The organism is Pseudacidovorax sp. RU35E, assembly GCF_900156165.1.
Lineage (GTDB): Bacteria > Pseudomonadota > Gammaproteobacteria > Burkholderiales > Burkholderiaceae_C > Xenophilus.
This window is the reverse complement of the sequence record NZ_FTMY01000004.1, coordinates 418,248-439,304: the sequence shown is the minus strand read 5'-3', so window position 1 is coordinate 439,304 and position 21,057 is coordinate 418,248. Positions and strand designations below refer to the sequence as shown.

Below are 21,057 nucleotides of genomic sequence, written 5' to 3'. Positions count from 1 at the left end.
TGCGCGACGCGGTCTCAGCCGATGTGCGCCAGTGGTGCGCCCGCGGCCAGGTAGGCGCCGGCCACCGCCTTCAGCGCCACGCGCCCCGCGCGGTGGGCGTTGACCTGCATCTCCATCTTCATGGCCTCCATCACCGCGATGAGCTGGCCTTCGGCGACCTCCTCGCCCTCCTCCACCTTCCAGGCCTGCAGCGTGCCGGCGATGGGTGCGGCCACGGCGGCCGGGTCGGCGGCAGATTCGGCCGGCGCGTCGGACGTGGGGGCGCTGCCTGCGCCGGCCGCCAGGCCGCGCAGCAGCAGCGCAGGCAGGCCCAGGCTCACGCGCCGTCCGTCGATCTCGATGGCGGTGCGCTGCAGTGCTTCGCCTGGCGCCGGCTCGGCCCGCACGGCCGCCGCCAGCGGTTCGGCGAAGTCGGTCTCGATCCAGCGCGTATGCACCTTGAAGCCGTCGTCGCCGATGAAGTCCGGCTGCTGCAGCACCGCACGGTGGAAGGGCAGCACCGTGGCCACACCCTCGATGCGGAACTCGGCCAGCGCGCGTCGTGCGCGGGCCAGCGCCTGTTCGCGCGTGGCGCCCGTGACGATCAGCTTGGCCATCAGCGAGTCGAAGTTGCCGGGCACCACCGCGCCGCTATAGACGCCGGCATCGACCCGCACGCCCGGGCCGGCAGGCGGCTCGAACAAGGTCACCGGCCCCGGGGCGGGCAGGAAGCCGCGGCCCACGTCCTCGGCATTGATGCGGAACTCGATCGCATGGCCGCGCGGTGCCGGCGTCTCGCGCAGCGTGAGCGGCAGGCCGTCGGCCACGCGCAGCTGCTCGACCACCAGGTCCAGGCCGCAGGTCTCTTCGGTCACCGGATGCTCCACCTGCAGCCGCGTGTTGACCTCCAGAAAGGAGATGGCGCCGCTCTGGCTGAGCAGGAACTCGACCGTGCCCGCGCCCACGTAGCCCGCCTCGGCGCAGATGTCGCGCGCGGCCTGGTGGATGCGTGCGCGCTGTGCCTCGCTGATGAAGGGCGCGGGCGCCTCTTCCACCAGCTTCTGGTTGCGCCGCTGCAGCGAGCAGTCGCGCGTGCCCAGCACCAGCACATGGCCGTGCGTGTCGGCGATGACCTGGGCCTCGATGTGGCGCGGCCTGTCGAGGAACTGCTCGACGAAGCATTCGCCGCGGCCGAAGGCCGTGACGGCCTCGCGCACGGCCGACTCGTACAGCTCGGCCACCTCGTCCAGCCGCCAGGCGATCTTCATGCCGCGGCCACCGCCGCCGAAGGCCGCCTTGATGATGATCGGCAGGCCATGGGTGCGGGCGAAGGCCTCGACCGCCGCGGCGCTCTCGACCGGATCGGCCGTGCCCTCGACCAGCGGCGCGCCCACCTTGAGTGCGATCTTGCGCGCCTCGACCTTGTCGCCCAGCCGGGCGATGGCCGAGGGCGGCGGGCCGATCCAGGCCAGGCCCGCGTCGATCACCGCCTGGGCGAAGGCCGCGTTCTCGGACAGGAAGCCGTAGCCCGGATGCACCGCATCGGCGCCGCTGCGGCGGGCGATGGCCAACAGCTTGTCGATGTGCAGGTAGGTGTCGGCGGGGCGCTGGCCGTCTAGGCCATAGGCCTCGTCGGCCACGCGCACATGCAGCGCGTCGATGTCGGGGTCAGCGTACACGGCCACCGACTGCACGCCGTAGTCGGCGCAGGCGCGGGCGATGCGCACAGCGATCTCCCCCCGGTTGGCGATCAGGACTTTCTTCATGGGATCAGTCTCGGAATTCGATGGGCGTGAAGCCGGCGACGACATGGAAGCGGATGCGCGCACCCACCGGGATCTGGCCCGCCAGGTCGAGATGCCAGGGCGCGATGCAGCCGATGACGGGATAGCCGCCGGTGAGCGGATGGTCCGCCAGGAAGAGCACGGGCTGGCCGCTGGCCGGCACCTGGATCGCGCCCAGGGCCGTGCCCTCGCTGGGCAGCTCGCGCGCGATGGCGCGGGCGAGCGGCTCGGCGCCCTGGATGCGCAAGCCGACGCGGTTGGACTGGGGCGTGACGGTCCATTCCTGCGCGGCGAGCAGCGCCACGGCCTCGGGCGTGAACCAGTCGGTGCGCGGGCCCAGCTGGATGTCGAGCGTGACGAGGGCGCCAGCGCGCGGCAGGTCGTCGCGGGGCAACTCGGCCTCGCCAACCGCGCGCAGTCCGCGGGCCGTGTCGCTGCGTGCGGGCAGCCAGTCGCCCGCGACGAGCGGCGCCGGGCCGACCTGGGCCAGCGTGTCGCTGGCCAGGCTGCCCATGACCGGCGCGCGGTCGATGCCGCCGCGCAGCGCGATGTAGCTGCGCACGCTGGCCTCGGGCTCGCCCAGCAGCAGAAGGTCGCCCTCGCCCAGCGCCAGCGGCGCATGGCGCGGCACGGGCCACTGGCGGCCATCGGGCGCGCGCAGTGTGAGCGGGCCGATGGCGCCGGTGACGGCCACCACCGTGTCGCCGCGGCTCTGCAGCACGAAGCCGCCCTGGGCCACCTCGATGCAGGCGGCGTCGATGGCATTGCCCACCAGGCGGTTGGCCGCACGCAGCGCGCCGCGGTCCATGGCGCCGGAGGCAGAAACGCCCTGCCCGGCCTGGCCCGGCCGCCCTTGGTCCTGCAGCAGGGCCTGCAGGCCGGGCTGGACGATGGTGAGGCCGGGTGCCTGCAGGCCCTCCCTCGCATGCGCCACAGGCGCCGGCGCCGCAGCGGCGCCAGCAGGCACGGCCACCGGCCGAGCCCCCGCATCCACGAAGCGCACCCGCTGCCCGGGCTGCAGCAGCGCAGGCGGGTCGCGATCCAGGTCCCACATGGGCACGGGCGTCTGGCCCAGCAACTGCCAGCCACCGGGGCTGGCCTTGGGATAGACGCCGCTGAAGCCGCCCGCCACGGCCACGGCGCCGGGCGGGATGCGCGTGCGCGGCGAGTTGCGCCGGGGCACGCGCTGCAGCAGTTCGTCGCCGCCGCTCAGATAGGCGAAGCCCGGCGCGAAGCCGGTGAAGGCCACGAACCAGTCGGTGCAGGTGTGGCGGCGCACCACGTCCTCGGGTGTGGTGCCGAGCAGCGCCGCCACTTCGGCCAGGTCCTCGCCGTCGTAGTGCACGGGCAGTTCGATCACCGCCCCGGCGCTGGCCTCCACGCCTTCGCGCGGACGGTCGGCCAGGGCCGCCGCTAGCCGCTCGCGGTCGATGCGCTGCGGATCGAAGTCGATCAGCAGGGTGCGGGCGCCGGGCACGATCTCGCCCACACCGTCGATGGGACTGGCCTGCAGCGAGGCCAGCAGGCCCAGCGTCTGGGCCAGATCGTCCAGCTCCACCAGCACCGAGCGGGTGGAGGCAGGCAACACGCGCAGGCTCACGCGGCCACCCCTGGTTGCGTTTCCACGAAGCTGCGGATGGCCACGCACTCGGCCACCAGCCGCTCGCGAAGCGCACGCGCCATGGCCACGGCGCCGGGGCTGTCGCCATGCACGCAGATGGAGTCGGCCGCCACGCGCACGGTGCTGCCGTCGTTGGCCACCACGGTGCCCTCGCGCACCAGCTGGGCCATGCGGTCGGCCACGGCGGCCGGGTCATGCAGCACCGCGCCGGGCTGGTTGCGCGGCACCAGGCTGCCATCGGGCCGGTAGCCGCGGTCGGCAAAGGCCTCGGCCACGGTGCGCAGGCCCGCGGCGCGGGCCCAGCCCGTCAGGGGCGAGCCGGCCAGCACGACCAGCACGAGGGTGGGATCGATGGCGCGGATGGCCGCGATCACGTCCTGCGCCTGCCGCTCGTCGTGTGCGATGAAGTTGTAGAGCGCGCCATGTGGTTTGACGTAGCGCACGCGCGTGCCGGCGGCGGCGGCCAGACCCTGCAGGGCGCCGATCTGGTAGATGACGGCGGCCCGCAGGTCGCTGCTGCCCATGTCCATGTTGCGGCGGCCGAAGCCGGCCAGGTCCGGGTAGGACACATGCGCACCCACGGTCACGTCACGCTCGGCCGCCGCGCGCAAGGTGCCCAGGATGCCGGCCGGGTCACCCGCATGGAAGCCGCAGGCCACGTTCGCGCTGCTGACCACGTCGAGCATGGCGGCGTCGTCGCCCATGCGCCAGGCGCCGAAGCTCTCGCCCAGGTCGCTGTTGATGTCGATGTTCATCGCAATCCCGTTCAGAAGGCGGCCAGTTCGCTGTTGCGTACGTCGGCCACCAGCATGTGGCCGGGCTTGTGTGTGAAGGCCAGCGGCGGCCTGGCCACGCGGATGGCCTGCTGGGGCGTCACGCCGCAGGCCCAGAAGACGGGCACCTCGCCCTCGCGGATCTCGGAGGGCGCGCCGTAGTCGGGCCGCGACAGGTCGGCGATGCCGATGGCGGCCGGGTCGCCGAAGTGCACCGGCGCGCCGTGCACCGCCGGAAAGCGCGAGGTGACCTGGATGGCGCGGATGGCCTGCGCCGGCGTCATCGGCCGCATGCTCACCACCATGTTGCCGCCGAAGCGGCCGGCCTTGCCGTTGGGCAGGCTTGTGTTGTACATGGGCACGGTGTGGTCGTTGTCGATGTGGCGCACCGGCACGCGCGCATCGATCAGCGCCGCCTCGAAGGACAGCGAGCAGCCGAGCACGAAGCCGACCATGTCGTCCTGCCAGAGCGCGCCCAGGTCGTCCACCTCGTCGACCTTCTCGCCATCGCGGAACACGCAGTAGCCCGGCACGTCGAAGCGCAGGTCGATGTCGGCGCCCAGTTCGGGCACGCGGGGATCGCCGGGCTCGGTCATGCCGATCACCGGACACGGCTTGGGATTGAGGCGGCAGAAGCGCAGGAACTCGTCGGCATAGGCACGCGGCAGGATCGCCAGGTTGCCCTGGGCATGGCCGGGCGCCTGGCCGGCGGTATGGCCACGGAATTCCTTGCGGCGGACGGCCTGGCGCAGATCGCCGGGTTGCTGCCAGATGTGGGGGAGCGACATGGAAGGTCCTCGGGCAAAGGTCTGGATGCGGGCTGCTCTCACATGCCCAGGTAGGCGCGGCGCACGTCCGGGTCGGCGCTGATCTGCGCGGCGGTGCCGCTGAGCATCACACGGCCGGTCTGCAGCACATAGGCGCGGTCGGCGATCTCCAGGCTCTCGACCAGGCGCTGCTCGACCAGCAAGACTGTCACGCCGCCGGCGCGGATGGTCTTGACGGCGTCGAAGATCTCGTCGACCAGCTTGGGCATGATGCCCTGCGACGGTTCGTCGAGCATCAAGAGGCGCGGGCGCGTCATCAGCGCACGGCCGATCGCCAGCATCTGCTGCTCGCCGCCCGAGAGCGTCTCGGCCCGCTGGGGCAGGCGCTCCTTGAGGCGGGGGAACAGCGTGAAGACCTGCTCCAGCGGCGCCTCGCGGTCGGCCTCCTTGCGGTAGAGGTAGCTGCCCAGGCGCAGGTTGTCGGCCACCGACAGGCGCGGGAAAAGCCGCCGATTCTCCGGCACATAGGCCAGGCCGCGCTGCGGGATCTGGTGCGCGGGCATCGCGTCGATGGCCGCGCCGTCGAAGCGCACGCTGCCCGACTGCGCCCGCTCCATGCCCGCGATGGACTTCAGCAGGGTGGACTTGCCCGCGCCGTTGGCGCCGGCCACCACCACGATCTCGCCCTCGGCCACGTTCATCGAGATGTCCGAGATGGCGATCAGCCCGTTGTAGGCCGTGGTGAGGTTGGACACTTCAAGCAGCACGGTGGCGGTCTCCGAGGTAGGCGGCCACGACGGCCGGATCGCGCACCACGTCCTTGGGTGCGCCCTGGCTGAGCACGCGCCCGAGGTTGAGCACGATGGCCCGGTCCACCAGGGGCATGACGATCTCCATGACGTGCTCGACCATGATCACGGTGATGCCGCGGTCGCGGATGCGGCGGATGAGTTCGACGCCCTTGCGGGCCTCGCTGGGCGTGAGGCCGGTCATCACCTCGTCGAGCAGCAGCAGGCGAGGCTCGGTGGCCAGGGCGCGCGCCACTTCCAGCCGGCGCTTCTCGGGCGGCGTGAGGTCGCCGGCCGAAGCGCCGGCACGGCCGATGAGGCCGGTGAAGTCCAGCACCTCCAGCGCCGCTTCGCGGGCGGCAGCGGCGCGGCTGTGGCGCGTGAAGCTGCCCACCATCACGTTGTCCAGCACGCTCATGCTGTCGAAGGAACGCGGCACCTGGTAGGTGCGGGCGATACCCAGGGCGCAGCGCGCCGGCGCGTCGAGCGACGTCACGTCACGCCCCTCGAACACCACGCGGCCCTGCACCGGCGCGCGGGCGCCGGCGATGATGCCGAACAGCGTGGACTTGCCCGCGCCGTTGGGGCCGATGAGTCCGAGGATCTGGCCGCGCGGCACGTCGAAGGTCACTTCGGCATTCGCCACCAGGCCGCCGAAGCGCTGCCAGATGTCGGTCAGCTGCAGGATGGGCTGGCCGGACACGGCTGCGGGCGCGGATACCGGTTGCACAGCGGTCGCGGCGTTCATGCGGCACCTGCCTTGCGGCGCAGGCCGCTGAACAGGCCGATCAGGCCTTCGGGCTTGAGCACGGCCACGCCCATCACGAGCGCGCCGTAGACGATCAGGTCGGTGCCGGTGCCCGAGCCGCCCATGTAGCTGCGGATGGCCTCGGTCAGCGGGATCAGGATCACCGCACCCAGCAGCGGGCCCCACAGCGTACCGATGCCGCCCAGCACCACCGGCAGCACCATCAGCAGCGAGAAGCGGAAGTGCATGACGCTGTCCGGGTCGATGTAGGCCACGAAGGCCGCGTAGAAGCCGCCGGCGATCGCCGTCAGGCTCGCCGACAGGGCCGCTGCCGCCATCTTGGAGCGGAACACCGTCACGCCCAGGCTTTCGCTGGCTTCGGGGTTGTCCTTGACGGCGCGCCACCAGTAGCCCCAGCGCGATCCCTCGACCCAGAAGGTGATCAGCCAGGTCAGCGCGAACAGGGCCAGCACGAAGTAGAAGTACGGCGCCTTGTCGCGGGCGAACTGCAACGTGGCCCAGCTGTCGGGGCCCAGCGGCCACTGGATGCCCATGGCGGCGCCCACGTAGTCCCAGTTGTGCACCAGCAGCAGGCCGATCTCCGCGATCACCAGCGTGGCGATGGCGTAGTAGTGGCCCTTGAGGCGAAAGCACAGCCAGCCCAGCAGCAGCGCCATGATGGCGGCCAGCAGCGCACCGGCCACCATGCCGAACCAGGGGAGCACGCCGAAGTTCACGAACAGCACGCTGGTGGCGTAGGCGCCCGCACCGAAGTACAGCGCATGGCCCAGCGAGATCTGGCCGCAGTAGCCGCCCAGGATGTTCCAGGCCTGCGCCAGCGCGGCATACATGAGCGTGAGGATGAGGATGTTGCGCAGGTAGGCATCGCCCACCAGCAGCGGCAGGGCGGCCAGCAGGGCCAGCACGACGGCGCCGGACAGCAGCTGGCGGCGGCGGTGCGCGCCATGGGCCTGCAGCGCGCCGGCGGCCGGCGTGCCGACGGCGGCGGAGGCAGCGAGGGCTGCGTCGGTCATCAGAGTCTCCCGAAAAGGCCGCTGGGACGCAGCAGCACCACCAGCAGGTACAGGGCATACACGCCCACGGTCTTGAGCGAGGCGGGCAGCACCAGCGTGGTCATGGCCTCCACCAGCCCGACCACCACGCCACCCACCAGCGCGCCGAACACGCTGCCGAAGCCGCCCAGGGCGACCACCACATAGGCGATGCCGCTGAAGGCGCCGCCCACCTGCGGATGGATGTAATAGAAGTTGGCCAGCATGGCGCCGGCCACGCCCACCATCGCCAGGCCCAGGCCCCAGCCCAGGGCGAAGACGCGGTTGCGGTCGATGCCCACCAGCGCCACGGCGCCCTGGTCCTCGCGCGTGGCTTCCAGCGCGCGGCCGAAGTCGGTGCGCGACATCAGCAGGTACAGCCCGCCGAAGGCCAGCAGCGAGACCACGGCGCCCGCGATCTGCGGCTGCGGCAGGAAGACGCCGCCGATCTCCACCGTCTTGTTCGCCAGCCAGCTGTTGCTGATCTGGCGGTAGTCGGGCGTGAAGAAGTACTGGGCCAGGCCCTGCATCAGCGTGCCCAGGCCGAAGGTGGAGAAGATCTGCACCATGCCCACGTTGGCCTTGGCCCGCATGGCATGGCGCACGATCAGCAGGTACACCAGCACCCCCGCCATGAACAGCACCGCACCCACGATCGGCATGCCGATGAGCGGGTCCAGGTGCAGGCCCACCGCCAGGCCGAAGGTGAGGTACATGCCCATCATCAGGAACTCGCCGTGGGCGAAGTTCACGACGTCCATCAGCCCGAAGATGAGCGACAGGCCGACGGCGATGAGGGCGTACATGAGCCCCATCAGCACGCCGCTGGCGAGCACCTGCGCGATTGCTTGCGCGTTCATCGGCTTGGTCCGGCTCAGCCGTTCATCGGCCAGACGGGCTGGCCCATGGCCACCGCCGTCGGGAAGACGGTGACGAAGCCCGTGCCCTTGAACTGCTGCAGCACCGGGCTCGCGAAGGTGTTCTGGCCGCTGGCGTCGAACTTGACGCGCGACCACGGCATGATGGTCTTCTCGCCCGGGATGTCGGTGGCGGCGAGGGCCGCGCGCAGCTTCTCGCTGTCGGTGGAGCCGGCGCGCTGCAGCGCGTCGCCCAGCACGATGGCGGCCATGAACTGGCGCGAGCTGGCGTCGTTCAGGTCGCGGCCGGCGCGGGCCTTGAAGGCGGCGTCGACGAAGGCGATGGAGGGCCGCTTGCCGGCGGTGTCCAGCGCGAAGCTCGCGCGGGTGATCATGCCCTGCAGCTTGTCGCCCACCACGTCGAGCGCGGCCTTCTCCACGAAGCCGGCGGCCTGCGCCACGATGTTGCGCGGCTTGTAGCCCAGCTGCGTGCAGGTGTTCATCAGCAGGATGACGTCGGTGGTGTAGCAGGAGGGCAGCAGCACGTCGGCATTGGCGGACTTGAGCTGCTGCACCTCGGCCGACAGCGAGGGCGAGTTGGCGCGGAACTTCACGTCCGCCGCCACCTTGTAGCCGCGCTCGGCGGCCAGCTTGCGCTGCACGGTCGAGGAGTCGGTGCCGAAGATGGTGTCCTCGAAGAACAGGGCCACGGTCTCGACCTTCTTGCCCTGCTTCTTCTGCAGGTCCATGAAGTCGAACATGGCCTCGGAGAACATCTCGTCGTGCGCGGCCGGGCGGAAGAAGGTCTTGAGGTTGCGGCGGTGCAGGCTGGGCGAGGACGAATCCGCGCACACGAATGGCACGCCGTAGCGCTCGCAGGTGGTGCCGACGGTGGCCGCCACCGACGAGTGGAAGCAGCCGATGATGGCCACGGCCTTCTCCTGGGTGATCAGGCGCTCGGCCTCGGCGCGGCCCTTCTGCGGGTCGGCCTGGTGGTCGGCATAGACCACGCGCAACTTGCGCCCGCCCAGGCTGGCGATGCCCGCGCCGGCCGCGCCCGGCAGGTCGACCTGTGTGGGCGTGTTGATGATCTGCAGTGCGGTGTCGATGGCATGGCGCGCATCCACGCCCACCTGGGCATTGGGGCCGCTCATCGGATAGATGGCGCCGACCACGATGTCGTCGTCGGCGGCCCAGCTCGGCGTGGCACTCATCGCCAGGGCGCCCAGGCCGGCCATCTGCATCAGGATCTCTCTGCGGTTCATCAGCAACTCCTCGAAAAAAAGGTTGGACGGCATCGGGTGCCGGGTCGCCATGGCGGCAACAGGTTGGAGGTGTTGATCACGCAAAACCCATGCCATCAAAGAACAAGACGAGCAATCAAGATCAACAACAACAAAATGATTGTTGAACAATTTTGGCGCATGGAAGGCCAGGGTTTGCCCTGGCGCGGTGCATCGGCGGGTCGCCGTGGTGCACGGAAGGCGGTGGGGCGATCTGCTACAAAGCGGCCACTACGGACCCGCCATGACGACAGCTGCCACCGCCGATCTGCCCGCCCTGCCCCTGAGCGAACGCATGGCCGAACAGCTGCGCCAGAAGATCACGGCCGGCGAGTTCCAGCCGGGTCAGCGCCTGTCCGAACAGAGCCTGAGCGAGCACCTGGGCATCTCGCGTAACACGCTGCGGGAGGTGTTCCGCCTGCTCACCAAGGACGGGCTGCTGCGGCACGAGCCCAACCGGGGCGTCTTCGTGTCGGTGCCGAGCATTGCGGCCATCATCGACATCTACCGGGTGCGCCGGCTCATCGAATGCCAGGCGCTGGCCCAGGCCTATCCGCGGCATCCGGCCAAGAAGCGGATGCGCGAGGCCGTCGATGCCGCCCTGCGCGCCCGGCAGGCCGGCGACTGGCTGGGCGTGGGCACGGCCAACATGGCCTTCCACATGGGCATCGTCCAGCTGGCCGACAGCGAACGGCTGAACCTGCTGTTCGCGCAGGTGCTGGCCGAACTGCGCCTGGCCTTCGGCCTGCTGCGCGACCCCGAATTCCTGCATGCGCCCTACGTGGACATGAACAGCAGCATCCTGGACCTCACCGAAGCCGGCGACTTCGCGAAGGCCTCGGCCGCGCTGAACGAGTACCTGGTGCATTCGGAGCGCATCGTGCTGGCCGTCTATGCGCGCCAGCTGGGCGACGGGACGCTGGGCGGGGGCCGGTAGCACGACGCGTCGCTGCGTTGGAACCGGGGCTTACTTGGCGAAGAGCCGCGTGATGTCCTTGAAGGCCTTGATCTCCATCGCGTTGCCGGCCGGGTCCATGAAGAACATGGTGGCCTGCTCGCCGACCTCGCCCTTGAAGCGCACATAGGGCTCGATCACGAATTCGACGCCGGCGCCACGCAGGCGCTGCGCCATGTCTTCCCACTGCGCCATGGGCAGCACGATGCCGAAGTGCCGCACCGGCACGCCGTGGCCGTCCACGGCGTTGCGCTGCGAGGCGCCGCATTCGCCGGGCGCCAGGTGCGCCACGATCTGGTGGCCGTAGAAGTTGAAGTCGATCCAGTCCTCGGAACTGCGTCCCTCCGGACAGCCGAGCAGCTCGCCATAGAAGCGGCGCGCCTCGGCCAGGTCGTCGACCGGAAAGGCCAGGTGGAAGGGCGACATCAGGGTCGGATTGGTGGTCACGTCGATCATGGCGTTGTGCATGGGTGGGGGAACTGGCAGGCAGTCTAGGAAAGCTTGACCAAAAACAAAATCAATATATTTTTCCTCCACTGATCGATAGCATCGATCATTCATGATCCGCGAACTCAAGACCTTCATTGCCATCGCCGAGGAAGGCACCTTCGCGCGCGCAGGCCAGCGTATCGGCCTGACCCAGGCTGCCGTGAGCGCGCAGGTGCAGCGGCTGGAAGAGCAGCTGGGCCATGCCCTCTTCGCCCGCGCTGGCCGCGCCGCGCAGTTGAATGCCGAGGGACTGAACGCGCTGGCACAGGCCCGCGAGGTGGTGAGGCTCTTCGACGAGATGGCCGAGCAGCGGCGCAGCCGGCCGCTGGGCGGCCGGGTGGTGCTCGGGGCCATCGCCTCCGCGCAGGCCAGCGTGTTGCCCGGGGTGCTGTCGCGCTTCCGGGCCCGGCATCCGGCGGTGCATGTGCGCGTGGTGCCGGGCGTTTCCTTCCATCTGCTCAACCAGGTGGACGCCGGCGAGGTGGATGCCGCCATCATGATCCGCCCCGGCTTCGCACTGCAGGCCGACCTGGCGTGGACGCCGCTCTCGCACGAGCCCTTTCGCCTGCTGGTGCCGGCGGCCCTACCCGCGCCTCACGACTGGCGCGCGCTGCTGGCCAGCCAGGCCTTCATCCGCTACGACCGCACGTCCTTCGGCGGACGGCTGGTGGAGCGCTTCCTGCGCACGTCGCGCATCGACGTGCAGGACAGCGTGGAGATCGACGACCTGGATGCCATGGCGCAGATGGTGGCCTGCGGCATGGGCGTCGCCCTGGTGCCCGAGGTCTTCGGCCGCACGGCCTGGCCGCCGGGCGTGGTGGCACTGCCGCTGGCCGAGAACACCTTCTTCCGCGACATCGGCCTGGCCCGGCGCAACACGCGCAACCTGGGTCCCGCGGTGCTGGAGCTGGTGCGCCTGATCGAGCAGGCGTACGCGTCGGGCGAGCCGCCGCCGTGACCGTGACCGGCTGTCGGACGCCCCAGCCCCCGTCTGCGGCGTCGCGCAGCCGACCCTGCACGCACGCCCGGTTCATGCGGTCCACTACAGTGCCCGCCATGGATTGCCGCCCCGACTGCGGTGCCTGCTGCACCGCGCCCTCCATCTCCAGCCCCATTCCCGGCATGCCGCACGGCAAGCCGGCGGGCGTGCGCTGCATCCAGCTGTCCGACGACCACCGCTGCCGCATCTTCGGCCAGCCCGGACGTCCGGCCTGCTGCGCGGGCCTCGCACCATCGGCCGAGATGTGCGGCAGCTCGCGGGGCGAGGCGCTGCGCTGGCTGACGCAGCTGGAGGCCGCCACGGCGCCCGAGCCGATCCGCTGAGCGCCGGCCTGACCGCCGGGTGCGCCCCGACGCAGGCCGCCGAAGGCTAAGTGCCGCTTTGCGGCTTCGACGCCGTGAGCGTCCGATCCTGGGCATCCACGGCCGGCGCCGACTGTGCAGTCACCGGCGCACTCCCCCAATCCCCGCCCAGCGCCCGCACCAGCGCCACCGTGGCCTGGTACTGCGCGGAGCGCACCTGCAGCGCCTGCCGCTGGTTGCGCAGCGCGCTGCGGCGTGCATCGAGCACATCGAGCTGGCTGATGTAGCCATTGCGGTAGCGGGTGTCCGAGAGTTGCAGGGCACGCGACGCGGCCTCCACGGCCGTGGCCTGCGCAGCGGCCTGCTGCTGCAGCAGGCGCAGGCCCGAGAGCTGGTCCTCCACCTCGCGGAAGGCATCGAGCGATTGCGCGCGATAGGCTGCGGCCGCTTCATCGAGCACACCGCCCGCCCGCTCCACGCCCGCCGCGCGCTGGCCGCCGTCGAGCAGCGGCAGCGACAGCAGCGCGCCCACCCCCCACGAGCGCGCGGACCACTTGAACAGGTCGCCCAGTTCCGGCGAAGCAAAGCCGCCGCCCGCCGTGAGCGCGATGTCCGGGAAGTACGCTGCCTGCGCCGCACCCAGGCGCGCCTGTGCGGCCAGCACGGCCGCCTGGGCTGCGGCGACGTCGGGCCGACGCAGCAGCACGGTGGAGGGCACGCCCGCCGGCACCACCGGCAGTGCGGTCTGCCAGCGATCGACGCCGATGCCGAAGTCCGACGGCGCACGGCCGAACAGCACGGCCAGTGCATGTTCGAGCTCCGCGCGGCGGCGGTCCAGGGCCAGTGCCTCGGACTCGTTGGCCGACACCTCGGCCTGCATGCGCGCCACATCCAGCGCGGCCACATCGCCGGCCTGCTCGCGGCGCTGGGTGAGACGCAGCGTGTCGCGGTAGGCGGCCACGCCGTCGCGCACCAGGGCGCGCTCCTCGTCGGCTGCGCGCAGGGCCAGGTAGGTCTGCGCGACCTCGGCCTGCACCATCAGGCGCGTGCTCTGCAGCAGGGCTTCGCGCGCCTGGGCGTCGAGCGCAGCGGCATCCTGCAGGCGGGCCAGGCGGCCGAACAGGTCCAGCTCCCAGGAGGCGCTGACACCTGCATTGACCAGGGTCGAAGGCTGCGAGGACTGGTTGCGGTCCAGCCCGCGCTGGCGTGTGGCGCCCCCGCCCAGGCCGAGCTGCGGCGAACGGTCGGCCTCGGCATTGCGCAGCAGCGCCCTCGCCTGCCGCACACGGGCCGCCGCCTGTTGCAGGCTGGTATTGGCCTCGGCCGCCTGCGCCACAAGCGCATCGAGCACCGGGTCCTGGAAGGCCTTCCACCATTCGCCGCGGGGCTGGGCCTCGGCGGGGGCGGCCTCGGTCCATCGGCCCTCGGTCGTGGACTGCGTGACGGACAGTGCCTCCTTGAAACGGACGGGCGTGGGGACGGCTGGCAACTCCGCAGGTGCGGTGGCGCAGCCGGCGAGCACCAAAGCGGCCAGCAGCGGAACGAGGGCGCGGCGCTTCGACAGGCCCAGCGTGAACGGCTGGAGGCGATCGAAGGTGGGGCGCGCCTGCGCGGCGCGGTTCAGGGTCGTCTCCATCGTCGACGGTGCGCTCGACGAGCGTGCATGCGTGTGGGTCATGGTCGTTGTCCTCGTGAACAAGGAATGCATGGGCGTCATTCGTGGGCGCCGCGCGGTGCCGCGGGCAGGGCCGCAAGACCACCGCCACCGCCGCCGTGATGGCCCGGCGCGGCGGGATGCTCGGCCGAGACGAAGTCGTCGGCATGGGCCGGCACCTGGCCGTGCTGCCGCAGTGGCCGGTTGCCCGCCAGGCGGCGCAGCGCCACGTAGAAGACGGGCGTGAGGAAGAGGCCGAAGGCCGTCACGCCGATCATCCCGGCGAACACCGCCACGCCCATGGCATGGCGCATCTCCGCGCCAGCGCCGGTGGACAGCACCAGGGGTAGCACGCCCATGATGAAGGCCAGCGAGGTCATCAGGATCGGCCGCAGACGCAGCCGGCTGGCCTCGATGGCGGCCTGCACCGGCGTTCGACCCGCAAACTCCAGCTCGCGCGCGAACTCCACGATCAGGATCGCGTTCTTGGCCGACAGGCCGACCAGCACGATCAGCCCGATCTGCGTGAAGACGTTGTTGTCCCCCGCCGAGAGCCACACGCCGGTCATCGCCGCCAGCAGCCCCATGGGCACGATCAGGATGATGGCCAGCGGCAGCGTCAGGCTTTCGTACTGCGCGGCCAGCACCAGGAAGACCAGCAGGATCGCCAGCGGGAAGACGAGGATCGCCGAGTTGCCGGCCAGGATCTCCTGGTAGGTCAGGTCGGTCCATTCGAAGTCGATGCCCGCCGGCAGCGTCTCGGCCGCGATGCGCGCGATGGCCGCCTGCGCCTGACCCGAGGAATAGCCGGGCGCGGCGCCGCCGTTGACGTCGGCCGTGAGGTAGCCGTTGTAGCGCATGGCGCGCTCGGGGCCGAAGCTCGCGTCGACCTTCATCAGGGCGGACAGCGGGATCATCTCGCCCGAGGACGAGCGCACCTTGAGCGCGCCGATGTCCTCGGCCCGCGCGCGGTAGGGCGCATCGGCCTGCACGCGCACGCTGTAGGTGCGGCCGAACTTGTTGAAGTCGTTGGCATACAGGCTGCCCAGGTAGATCTGCAGCGTGTCGAAGATGTCGGTCAGCGGCACGCCCAGCTGCCGCGCCTTGGTGCGGTCCACGTCGGCGAAGAGCTGCGGCACGTTGACCTGCCAGCTGGTGAACATGCCGGCCAGCTCCGGCGTCTGCCGCGCCTTGGCCATGAAGGCCTGCACCGCCTTGTCCATGGCCTCGTAGCCCAGCGATGCGCGGTCTTCCAGCTGCAGCTTGAAGCCACCGGTGGTGCCCAGGCCCGCCACGGGCGGCGGCGGAAACATCACGATGAACGCGTCCTGGATGCCCCCGAAGGCCTGGTTGAGCTGACCCGCCACCGCAGCGCCGCTCTGCTCCGGCGCCTTGCGCTGGTCGAAGGGCTTGAGCATGGCGAACACGATGCCCGCGTTGGAGCTGTTGGTGAAGCCGTTGATCGACAGCCCCGGGAACGCCAGCGTGCCTTCCACATTGGGGTTCTTCTTCATGATGTCGCCCATGCGGCGGATCACGTCGTCGGTGCGGTCCAGCGTGGCGCCGTCGGGCAGCTGGGCGAAGCCGATCAGGTACTGCTTGTCCTGCGTGGGCACGAAGCCCCCGGGCACGGCCTTGAACAGGCCGAAGGTCAGCGCGACCAGCGCGATGTAGATGCCCAGCATCAGCGTCTTGCGCGAGATCACGCCGCGCACGCCGCGGCCATAGCCTTCGCTTCCGCGGTGGAACAGCCGGTTGAAACCGCGGAAGAAGCCACCCAGCAGCCGGTCCATGCCGCGCGTGAGCGCATCGCGCGGCGCGTCGTGGCCCTTGAGCAGCAGGGCCGCCAGGGCCGGCGACAGCGTGAGCGAGTTGATGGCCGAGATCACCGTCGAGATGGCGATGGTGACGGCGAACTGCCGGTAGAACTGACCCGTCAGACCCGAGATGAAGGCCAGCGGCACGAACACCGCCACCAGCACCAGCGCAATGGCGATGATGGGCCCGGACACCTCGCGCATGGCTCTGTAAGTGGCCTCACGCGGGGTCAGGCCGGCCTCGATGTTGCGCTCCACGTTCTCCACCACCACGATGGCGTCGTCCACCACGATGCCGATGGCCAGCACCAGGCCGAAGAGCGACAGCGCATTGATCGAGAAGCCCAGCAGGTGCAGCACGGCGAAGGTGCCCACCACCGACACCGGCACGGCCAGCAACGGGATGATGGACGCGCGCCAGGTCTGCAGGAACAGGATGACGACGAGCACCACCAGCGCCACGGCCTCGAGCAGCGTGTGGATCACCGATTCGATGGACGCCCTCACGAACTGCGTCGGGTCGTAGGCGATGCGGTATTCCACGCCCTCGGGCATCGCCTTCTGGATCTCGGTCATCGTGCGGCGCACCTGCTCGGAGATCTGCAGCGCATTGGAGCCCGGCGCCTGGAAGACGCCGATGCCCACGGCCGGGTCGTTGTCCAGCAGCGAGCGCAGCGAATAGTCGGCCGCGCCCAGCTGGATCCGCGCAACGTCGCGCAGACGCACCACCTGGGTCGAAGGCTCACCGACGCTGCCGCCCTTGACGATGATGTCGCCGAACTCCTCTTCGCTGGCCAGGCGGCCGCGTGCATTCACGGACAGCTGCAAGTCAACGCCCGACAGGCCCGGCGACGCGCCGACCACGCCGGCCGCGGCCTGGATGTTCTGCCCGCGGATGGCGGAGACCACGTCGCCGGCGGCCAGGCCGCGCTGGGCCATCTTCTGCGGGTCGAGCCACACGCGCATGGCGTACTCGCCGCCGCCCCAGATCTGCACCTGGCCCACGCCCTCGATGCGGGCCAGACGGTCCTTGACGTTGAGCACCGCGTAGTTGCGCAGGTAGTCGATGTCGTAGCGCTTGTTGGGCGACACCAGGTGCACCACCATCGTGATGTCCGGCGAGCTCTTCACGGTGGCCAGGCCCAGACGGCGCACCTCTTCCGGCAACCGCGGCTCGGCCTGGGCCACGCGGTTCTGCACCAGCTGCTGGGCCTTGTCGGGGTCGGTGCCCAGGCGGAAGGTGACGGTGAGCGTCATCACGCCGTCGGTGGTGGCCTGGCTGCTCATGTAGAGCATGCCTTCCACGCCGTTGATCTGCTCTTCGAGCGGCGTCGCCACCGTCTCGGCGATGACCTTGGGATTGGCGCCGGGGTACTGCGCGCGCACCACGATCTGCGGCGGCGCGACTTCTGGGTACTCGGAGATGGGCAGTCCGCGCAGTGCGATCAGCCCGGCGATCAGCATCAGCAGCGACAGCACGCCGGCAAAGATCGGCCGGTCGATGAAGAACTTGGAGAGATTCATGGCGCCAACTCCTGGTGGCGGGGTGAAGCGATCCCCCGCGCGCAGCACGAAGGCTGCGCACGGTGGCGACTTGGAAGCGGGAAGAGAGAAAGCGCGCCGCGTGCGGCGCGATGTGTCGGCGGTGGGATGCCTTTAGCTGCGCGAGGCGACGCGCTCGGCACCGGCCGAGCTGGCGGCCGTCATCGGCACCTCGGTGGGCGCCACGACCATGCCGGGCCGCACATGCTGCGTGCCGTTGACCACGACACGCTCACCGGCCTTGAGGCCGCTGCTGACCACACGCAGTCCCTGCACGGGCGCCCCGAGCGTGATCTCGCGGTATTCGGTCTTGTTGCCCTCGCCCACCACCAGCACGAACTTCTTGCTCTGGTCGGTGCCGATGGCCCGTTCACTGACCAGCAGGGCGGGGCTCTCGCCGGCCTGGCCCATGCGGATGCGGGCGAACTGGCCGGGGATGAGCGCGCCATCGGCGTTGTCGAATCGCGCGCGCACCCGCACCGTGCCGCTGCGCGCATCGACCTGGTTGTCGATCAGCTGCAGGCGGCCTTCGTAGGGCGTGCCGTCGGTGGCGGCAGTGCCCATCTGCACCGGGATGCTGGCGAGCTGGGCTCGTGCACTGGCACCGCCGGGCAGTGCCTTCAAGGCGCGGGCCACCACCTGCTCGTCGGCATCGAAGCTGGCATAGATGGGGCTCACCGACACCAGCGTGGTCAGCACGGGTGCACCCGGGCCGGCGGGCACGAGGTTGCCCACGGTCACCTCGGCCCGGCCGATGCGGCCGGCCACCGGCGCGCGCACCTGCGTGTACGACAGGTTCAGCCTGGCACTCTGCAGCGCGGCCTGGGCGGCGCGCAGGTTGGCCTCGGCTTCCTGGCCGGCATTGAGGCGTTCGTCCAGCTCGCGCTGGGCGATGGCCTGCTCGCCGTACAGGCGGCGTGCGCGCTCCTGCTCACTGCGGGTGTAGGCGGCACGCGCCTGGGCCGAGGCCACCTGGGCCTCGGCGCGCTGCACCTCGGCCTGGTAGGGCGCAGCGTCGATGGTCAGCAGCAGTTCGCCCTGTTTGACCAGTGCGCCTTCGCGGAAGTGGATGGCCTGCACGGCGCCGGCGACGCGCGAGCGGACCTCCACGCGCTCGACGGCTTCCAGGCGGCCCGAAAACTCATCCCACGCATTGACGGCGCGCGACTCGACCGCGGCGACGGTCACGGGCGTGGCCGGCGGGGCAGCGGGCACGGGTGTGTCGCTGGCTTCGGCACGCAGGCCGGGAATGCCCAGCACGCCCGCACCGATGGCGAGCACGGCGGTCAGGCTGGTGATGGTCGGCCATACGCGGCGGCGTGCCGGCGTCGGGGCGGAAGCAGCAGAAGGTTGTTCGAAGTGGGCCATGGAGGTCTTTCTTTCGGATCGAAGGAGTGCAGTCGGCCAGCCCGGCGCTTGTGGCGCAGGCGGCATGGAAATGGAGGACGGCAGCGGGATGCGCGGGGACGCCGCGCAGACTCGCCCGCACGGCGCAGTCAGGACTGCACCGCGGACGTCAGGGTGTTGGGGTCGCGGCGCCGCACGACGGCGCCTCGCGTGGCCGTCAGCTGGGCGGCGTGGCAGCGGCAGCGCGGCGCGCTTCGAAGAAGGCCATGACCTTCTGCCGCGCGGCAACACCGCAGGCCGGACAGCCAGGGTCCTCGGGCTGGTAGAGCGCCTCGGGCCACTGCGAAGTGGCGGGGAGCACTTCGGCGATCACGTCGATGCCGGCGGTACGCAGCCGCGTGGCATAGGCCAACGCCTCGTCACGCATCGGATCGTCGGGGCCCACCAGCACGAGCGTGGGCGCCACGTCGGTCAGCCGCAGGGCCGAACCCGGCACCGCATAGGGATGCGTGGCATCCATGGGGCGGCGCAGGTATTGCTGCCAGCCGGTGGCCCACTTGCAGGCCGCATCGGCGCAGGAGGCCTCGCGCAGCGAGGCCGTGCCCGCGCACGGGTCCAGCATGGGCGACAGCAGGATCTGCCCAGCCAGCGGGGGATGGCCGCGGTCGCGTGCCACCAGGGCCACGGCCGCGGCCAGATTGCCGCCGGCCTCCTCACCGGCCAAATAGATCTGCGCGCCCTTGCCCGCCAGCTTGACGCGTTGCTTGTGCAGCCATTCGAGCGCCGCAAAGCCCACCTCGATGGGCTTGGGAAAGGGATGCGCAGGCGCCAGCGGATAGGCGACCGACACGACGCGGGCTCCGGCCGTGGCCAGAAGGCGGCCCACGTTGCGGCCGTTGTCCAGATCGCCACACACGAAGGTGCCGCCGTGGAAATGCAGCACCAGCGGCATGGCCGACGCGCCCTTGACGCGTTCGCCATAGATGCGGGCCTTGACGGGCTCCTCACCGGGCAGTTCGATGCGCAGGTCTTCCTCGGCCACGGCGCAGCCGGCCGTGGCGGCAGATGCGGGGGCGTGGGGATTCGTGCTCATGGCAGGCCTTTCGGAGGAGGGGCGAGGTCGTGGAGAGTCGGCGTGGTTTGGACTATAAGAAGCGCATTGGCGGCACGCTGCCCGTCGCGGGCCCTACTCTGTTTCCTGCGCGGCAACAATGAACGCGCCATTGCCGCACAGAATGCGGGGCATCAGCCAGTCCGGCATTCGTCAGACTGCCGCATCCCGCGCGCGCGGGATGTCAGCCCTTTTCGCACATCGATCCATGGACCAGATCCAGACCATGCGGGTGTTCGTGCGCGTCGTCGAGGCGGGCAACTTCACCCGCGCCGGCGATACGCTCGGCCTGCCCAAGGCCACCGTGACCAAGCAGATCCAGTCGCTGGAGTCGCGGCTGCGCGTCAAGCTGCTCAACCGCACCACGCGACGCGTGACCGTGACGCCCGACGGCGCCGCGTACTACGAGCGGGTGGCGCGGCTGCTCAACGACTTCGACGAGCTGGAGTCGAGCATGACCAACAGCAATGCCGCGCCGTCCGGCCGGCTGCGGGTGGACGTGGGCACCGCGCTGGCGCGGCTTGTCCTCATCCCCCGGCTGCAGAGCTTCTGCGACCAGTACCCCGACATCCAGGTGGACCTGGGCGTGAGCGACCGCGCGGTGGACCTGATCGGCGACAACGTGGACGTGGTGATCCGTGGTGGCGAGATCGGCGACCAGTCGCTGGTGGCGCGACGCATCGGCACCCTGCCCTTCATGACCGTGGCCTCGCCCGCCTACCTGAAGCGCTATGGCGTGCCCCGCACGCCGCATGACCTGGAGCGCGGACGGCAGCACGTCATCAATTTCTTCTCGCACAACTCGCGGCGGGTGTACCCGCTGGAGTTCCACAAGGACGGCGAGGTGCTCGAGGTGGTGGGCCCCTCGCGCCTGGCGGTGAATGACAGCAACGCCTATACCGAGGCCGCGCTGGCTGGTTTTGGTGTGGCCCAAGTGGTGCGCTTCATTGCCGCGCCCTACGTGGCGCGCGGCGAGCTGGTGGAGCTGTTTCCGGACTGGGACTGCCCTCCCCTGCCGATGCACGTGGTGTATCCGCCCAACCGGCACCTGAGTGCCAAGGTGCGCGCCTTCGTGGACTGGACGGCGGCAGAGTTCGCACGCAACCAGGATCTGGCGCGCGCGGCCGACGCAGGCACGGACCGCACCGGCTGAGTCCGAAGCCCTGCCCCCGCAGACGGACGACCGCG

The 21,057-nt window shown here is 70.6% G+C and carries 18 protein-coding genes; 4 read left to right on the top strand and 14 right to left on the bottom strand.

Annotation, left to right across the window (positions count from 1 at the left end):
- Nucleotides 1–14: 14 nt before the first annotated feature.
- The 9 genes from BXA03_RS09745 to BXA03_RS09705 are packed head-to-tail and all read right to left on the bottom strand — an operon-like array spanning nucleotide 15 to nucleotide 9,634.
- The gene (locus BXA03_RS09745) at nucleotides 15–1,745 is read right to left on the bottom strand and encodes an acetyl/propionyl/methylcrotonyl-CoA carboxylase subunit alpha (RefSeq protein ID WP_076506647.1); all 1,731 of its coding nucleotides are present in this window, start codon (nucleotides 1,743–1,745) and stop codon (nucleotides 15–17) included.
- A 4-nt stretch (nucleotides 1,746–1,749) separates the two neighbouring features.
- Complete coding sequence (locus BXA03_RS09740) at nucleotides 1,750–3,357, bottom strand: 5-oxoprolinase subunit B/C family protein (protein ID WP_076506813.1); 1,608 nt, start codon at nucleotides 3,355–3,357, stop codon at nucleotides 1,750–1,752.
- Nucleotides 3,358–3,359: 2 nt separating this feature from the next.
- Nucleotides 3,360–4,139 (bottom strand): LamB/YcsF family protein, encoded by a 780-nt coding sequence (locus BXA03_RS09735; RefSeq protein WP_076506645.1) that lies wholly within the window; start codon nucleotides 4,137–4,139, stop codon nucleotides 3,360–3,362.
- A gap of 11 nt (nucleotides 4,140–4,150) precedes the next feature.
- Nucleotides 4,151–4,945, bottom strand: a complete 795-nt coding sequence (locus tag BXA03_RS09730) for a putative hydro-lyase (RefSeq protein ID WP_076506642.1) — start codon at nucleotides 4,943–4,945, stop codon at nucleotides 4,151–4,153.
- Between the two features lie 38 nt (nucleotides 4,946–4,983).
- A complete protein-coding gene (locus BXA03_RS09725) occupies nucleotides 4,984–5,688 on the bottom strand; it encodes an ABC transporter ATP-binding protein (protein WP_076506808.1) in 705 nt (234 codons plus the stop codon).
- Entirely contained in the window at nucleotides 5,681–6,460 is a 780-nt protein-coding gene (locus BXA03_RS09720; protein WP_200803358.1) for an ABC transporter ATP-binding protein, read from the bottom strand. Before BXA03_RS09720 ends, BXA03_RS09725 begins: the two co-directional genes overlap by 8 nt.
- Nucleotides 6,457–7,494, bottom strand: coding sequence for a branched-chain amino acid ABC transporter permease (locus BXA03_RS09715; protein ID WP_076506639.1), 1,038 nt, complete (start codon nucleotides 7,492–7,494; stop codon nucleotides 6,457–6,459). The genes BXA03_RS09720 and BXA03_RS09715 overlap by 4 nt, the downstream gene beginning before the upstream one ends.
- Complete coding sequence (locus BXA03_RS09710) at nucleotides 7,494–8,372, bottom strand: branched-chain amino acid ABC transporter permease (protein WP_076506637.1); 879 nt, start codon at nucleotides 8,370–8,372, stop codon at nucleotides 7,494–7,496. Before BXA03_RS09710 ends, BXA03_RS09715 begins: the two co-directional genes overlap by 1 nt.
- 14 nt (nucleotides 8,373–8,386) lie before the next feature.
- The gene (locus BXA03_RS09705; protein ID WP_076506805.1) at nucleotides 8,387–9,634 is read right to left on the bottom strand and encodes an ABC transporter substrate-binding protein; all 1,248 of its coding nucleotides are present in this window, start codon (nucleotides 9,632–9,634) and stop codon (nucleotides 8,387–8,389) included.
- Between the two features lie 262 nt (nucleotides 9,635–9,896).
- Here BXA03_RS09705 and BXA03_RS09700 point away from each other — a divergent pair, with 262 nt between their 5' ends.
- Nucleotides 9,897–10,589, top strand: a complete 693-nt coding sequence (locus BXA03_RS09700) for a GntR family transcriptional regulator (protein WP_076506634.1) — start codon at nucleotides 9,897–9,899, stop codon at nucleotides 10,587–10,589.
- A gap of 30 nt (nucleotides 10,590–10,619) precedes the next feature.
- On the opposite strand, the gene BXA03_RS09695 is transcribed toward BXA03_RS09700, so the two are convergent.
- Nucleotides 10,620–11,075, bottom strand: coding sequence for a VOC family protein (locus BXA03_RS09695; protein WP_234983643.1), 456 nt, complete (start codon nucleotides 11,073–11,075; stop codon nucleotides 10,620–10,622).
- A 91-nt stretch (nucleotides 11,076–11,166) separates the two neighbouring features.
- On the opposite strand from BXA03_RS09695, the gene BXA03_RS09690 reads away from it, so the two are divergent.
- Both BXA03_RS09690 and BXA03_RS09685 read left to right on the top strand, forming a co-directional pair.
- Nucleotides 11,167–12,054 (top strand): LysR family transcriptional regulator, encoded by an 888-nt coding sequence (locus BXA03_RS09690; RefSeq protein WP_076506632.1) that lies wholly within the window; start codon nucleotides 11,167–11,169, stop codon nucleotides 12,052–12,054.
- A 98-nt stretch (nucleotides 12,055–12,152) separates the two neighbouring features.
- The gene (locus tag BXA03_RS09685) at nucleotides 12,153–12,419 is read left to right on the top strand and encodes a YkgJ family cysteine cluster protein (protein WP_200803357.1); all 267 of its coding nucleotides are present in this window, start codon (nucleotides 12,153–12,155) and stop codon (nucleotides 12,417–12,419) included.
- A gap of 46 nt (nucleotides 12,420–12,465) precedes the next feature.
- Here BXA03_RS09685 and BXA03_RS09680 read toward each other — a convergent pair whose 3' ends face one another.
- The 4 genes from BXA03_RS09680 to BXA03_RS09665 all read right to left on the bottom strand — a co-directional run bounded on the left by BXA03_RS09680 (nucleotide 12,466) and on the right by BXA03_RS09665 (nucleotide 19,851).
- The gene (locus BXA03_RS09680) at nucleotides 12,466–14,076 is read right to left on the bottom strand and encodes an efflux transporter outer membrane subunit (RefSeq protein WP_234983642.1); all 1,611 of its coding nucleotides are present in this window, start codon (nucleotides 14,074–14,076) and stop codon (nucleotides 12,466–12,468) included.
- A 35-nt stretch (nucleotides 14,077–14,111) separates the two neighbouring features.
- Nucleotides 14,112–17,393: an efflux RND transporter permease subunit gene (locus BXA03_RS09675; RefSeq protein WP_076506627.1), complete on the bottom strand. Its 3,282-nt coding sequence runs from the start codon at nucleotides 17,391–17,393 to the stop codon at nucleotides 14,112–14,114.
- Between the two features lie 132 nt (nucleotides 17,394–17,525).
- Entirely contained in the window at nucleotides 17,526–18,779 is a 1,254-nt protein-coding gene (locus BXA03_RS09670) for an efflux RND transporter periplasmic adaptor subunit (RefSeq protein WP_076506625.1), read from the bottom strand.
- Between the two features lie 196 nt (nucleotides 18,780–18,975).
- Nucleotides 18,976–19,851 carry an alpha/beta hydrolase gene (locus tag BXA03_RS09665; RefSeq protein ID WP_076506622.1) on the bottom strand — a complete coding sequence of 292 codons (876 nt, stop codon included), beginning with the start codon at nucleotides 19,849–19,851 and terminating at the stop codon, nucleotides 18,976–18,978.
- A 226-nt stretch (nucleotides 19,852–20,077) separates the two neighbouring features.
- On the opposite strand from BXA03_RS09665, the gene BXA03_RS09660 reads away from it, so the two are divergent.
- The gene (locus BXA03_RS09660; protein ID WP_076506619.1) at nucleotides 20,078–21,022 is read left to right on the top strand and encodes a LysR family transcriptional regulator; all 945 of its coding nucleotides are present in this window, start codon (nucleotides 20,078–20,080) and stop codon (nucleotides 21,020–21,022) included.
- Nucleotides 21,023–21,057: the final 35 nt, after the last annotated feature.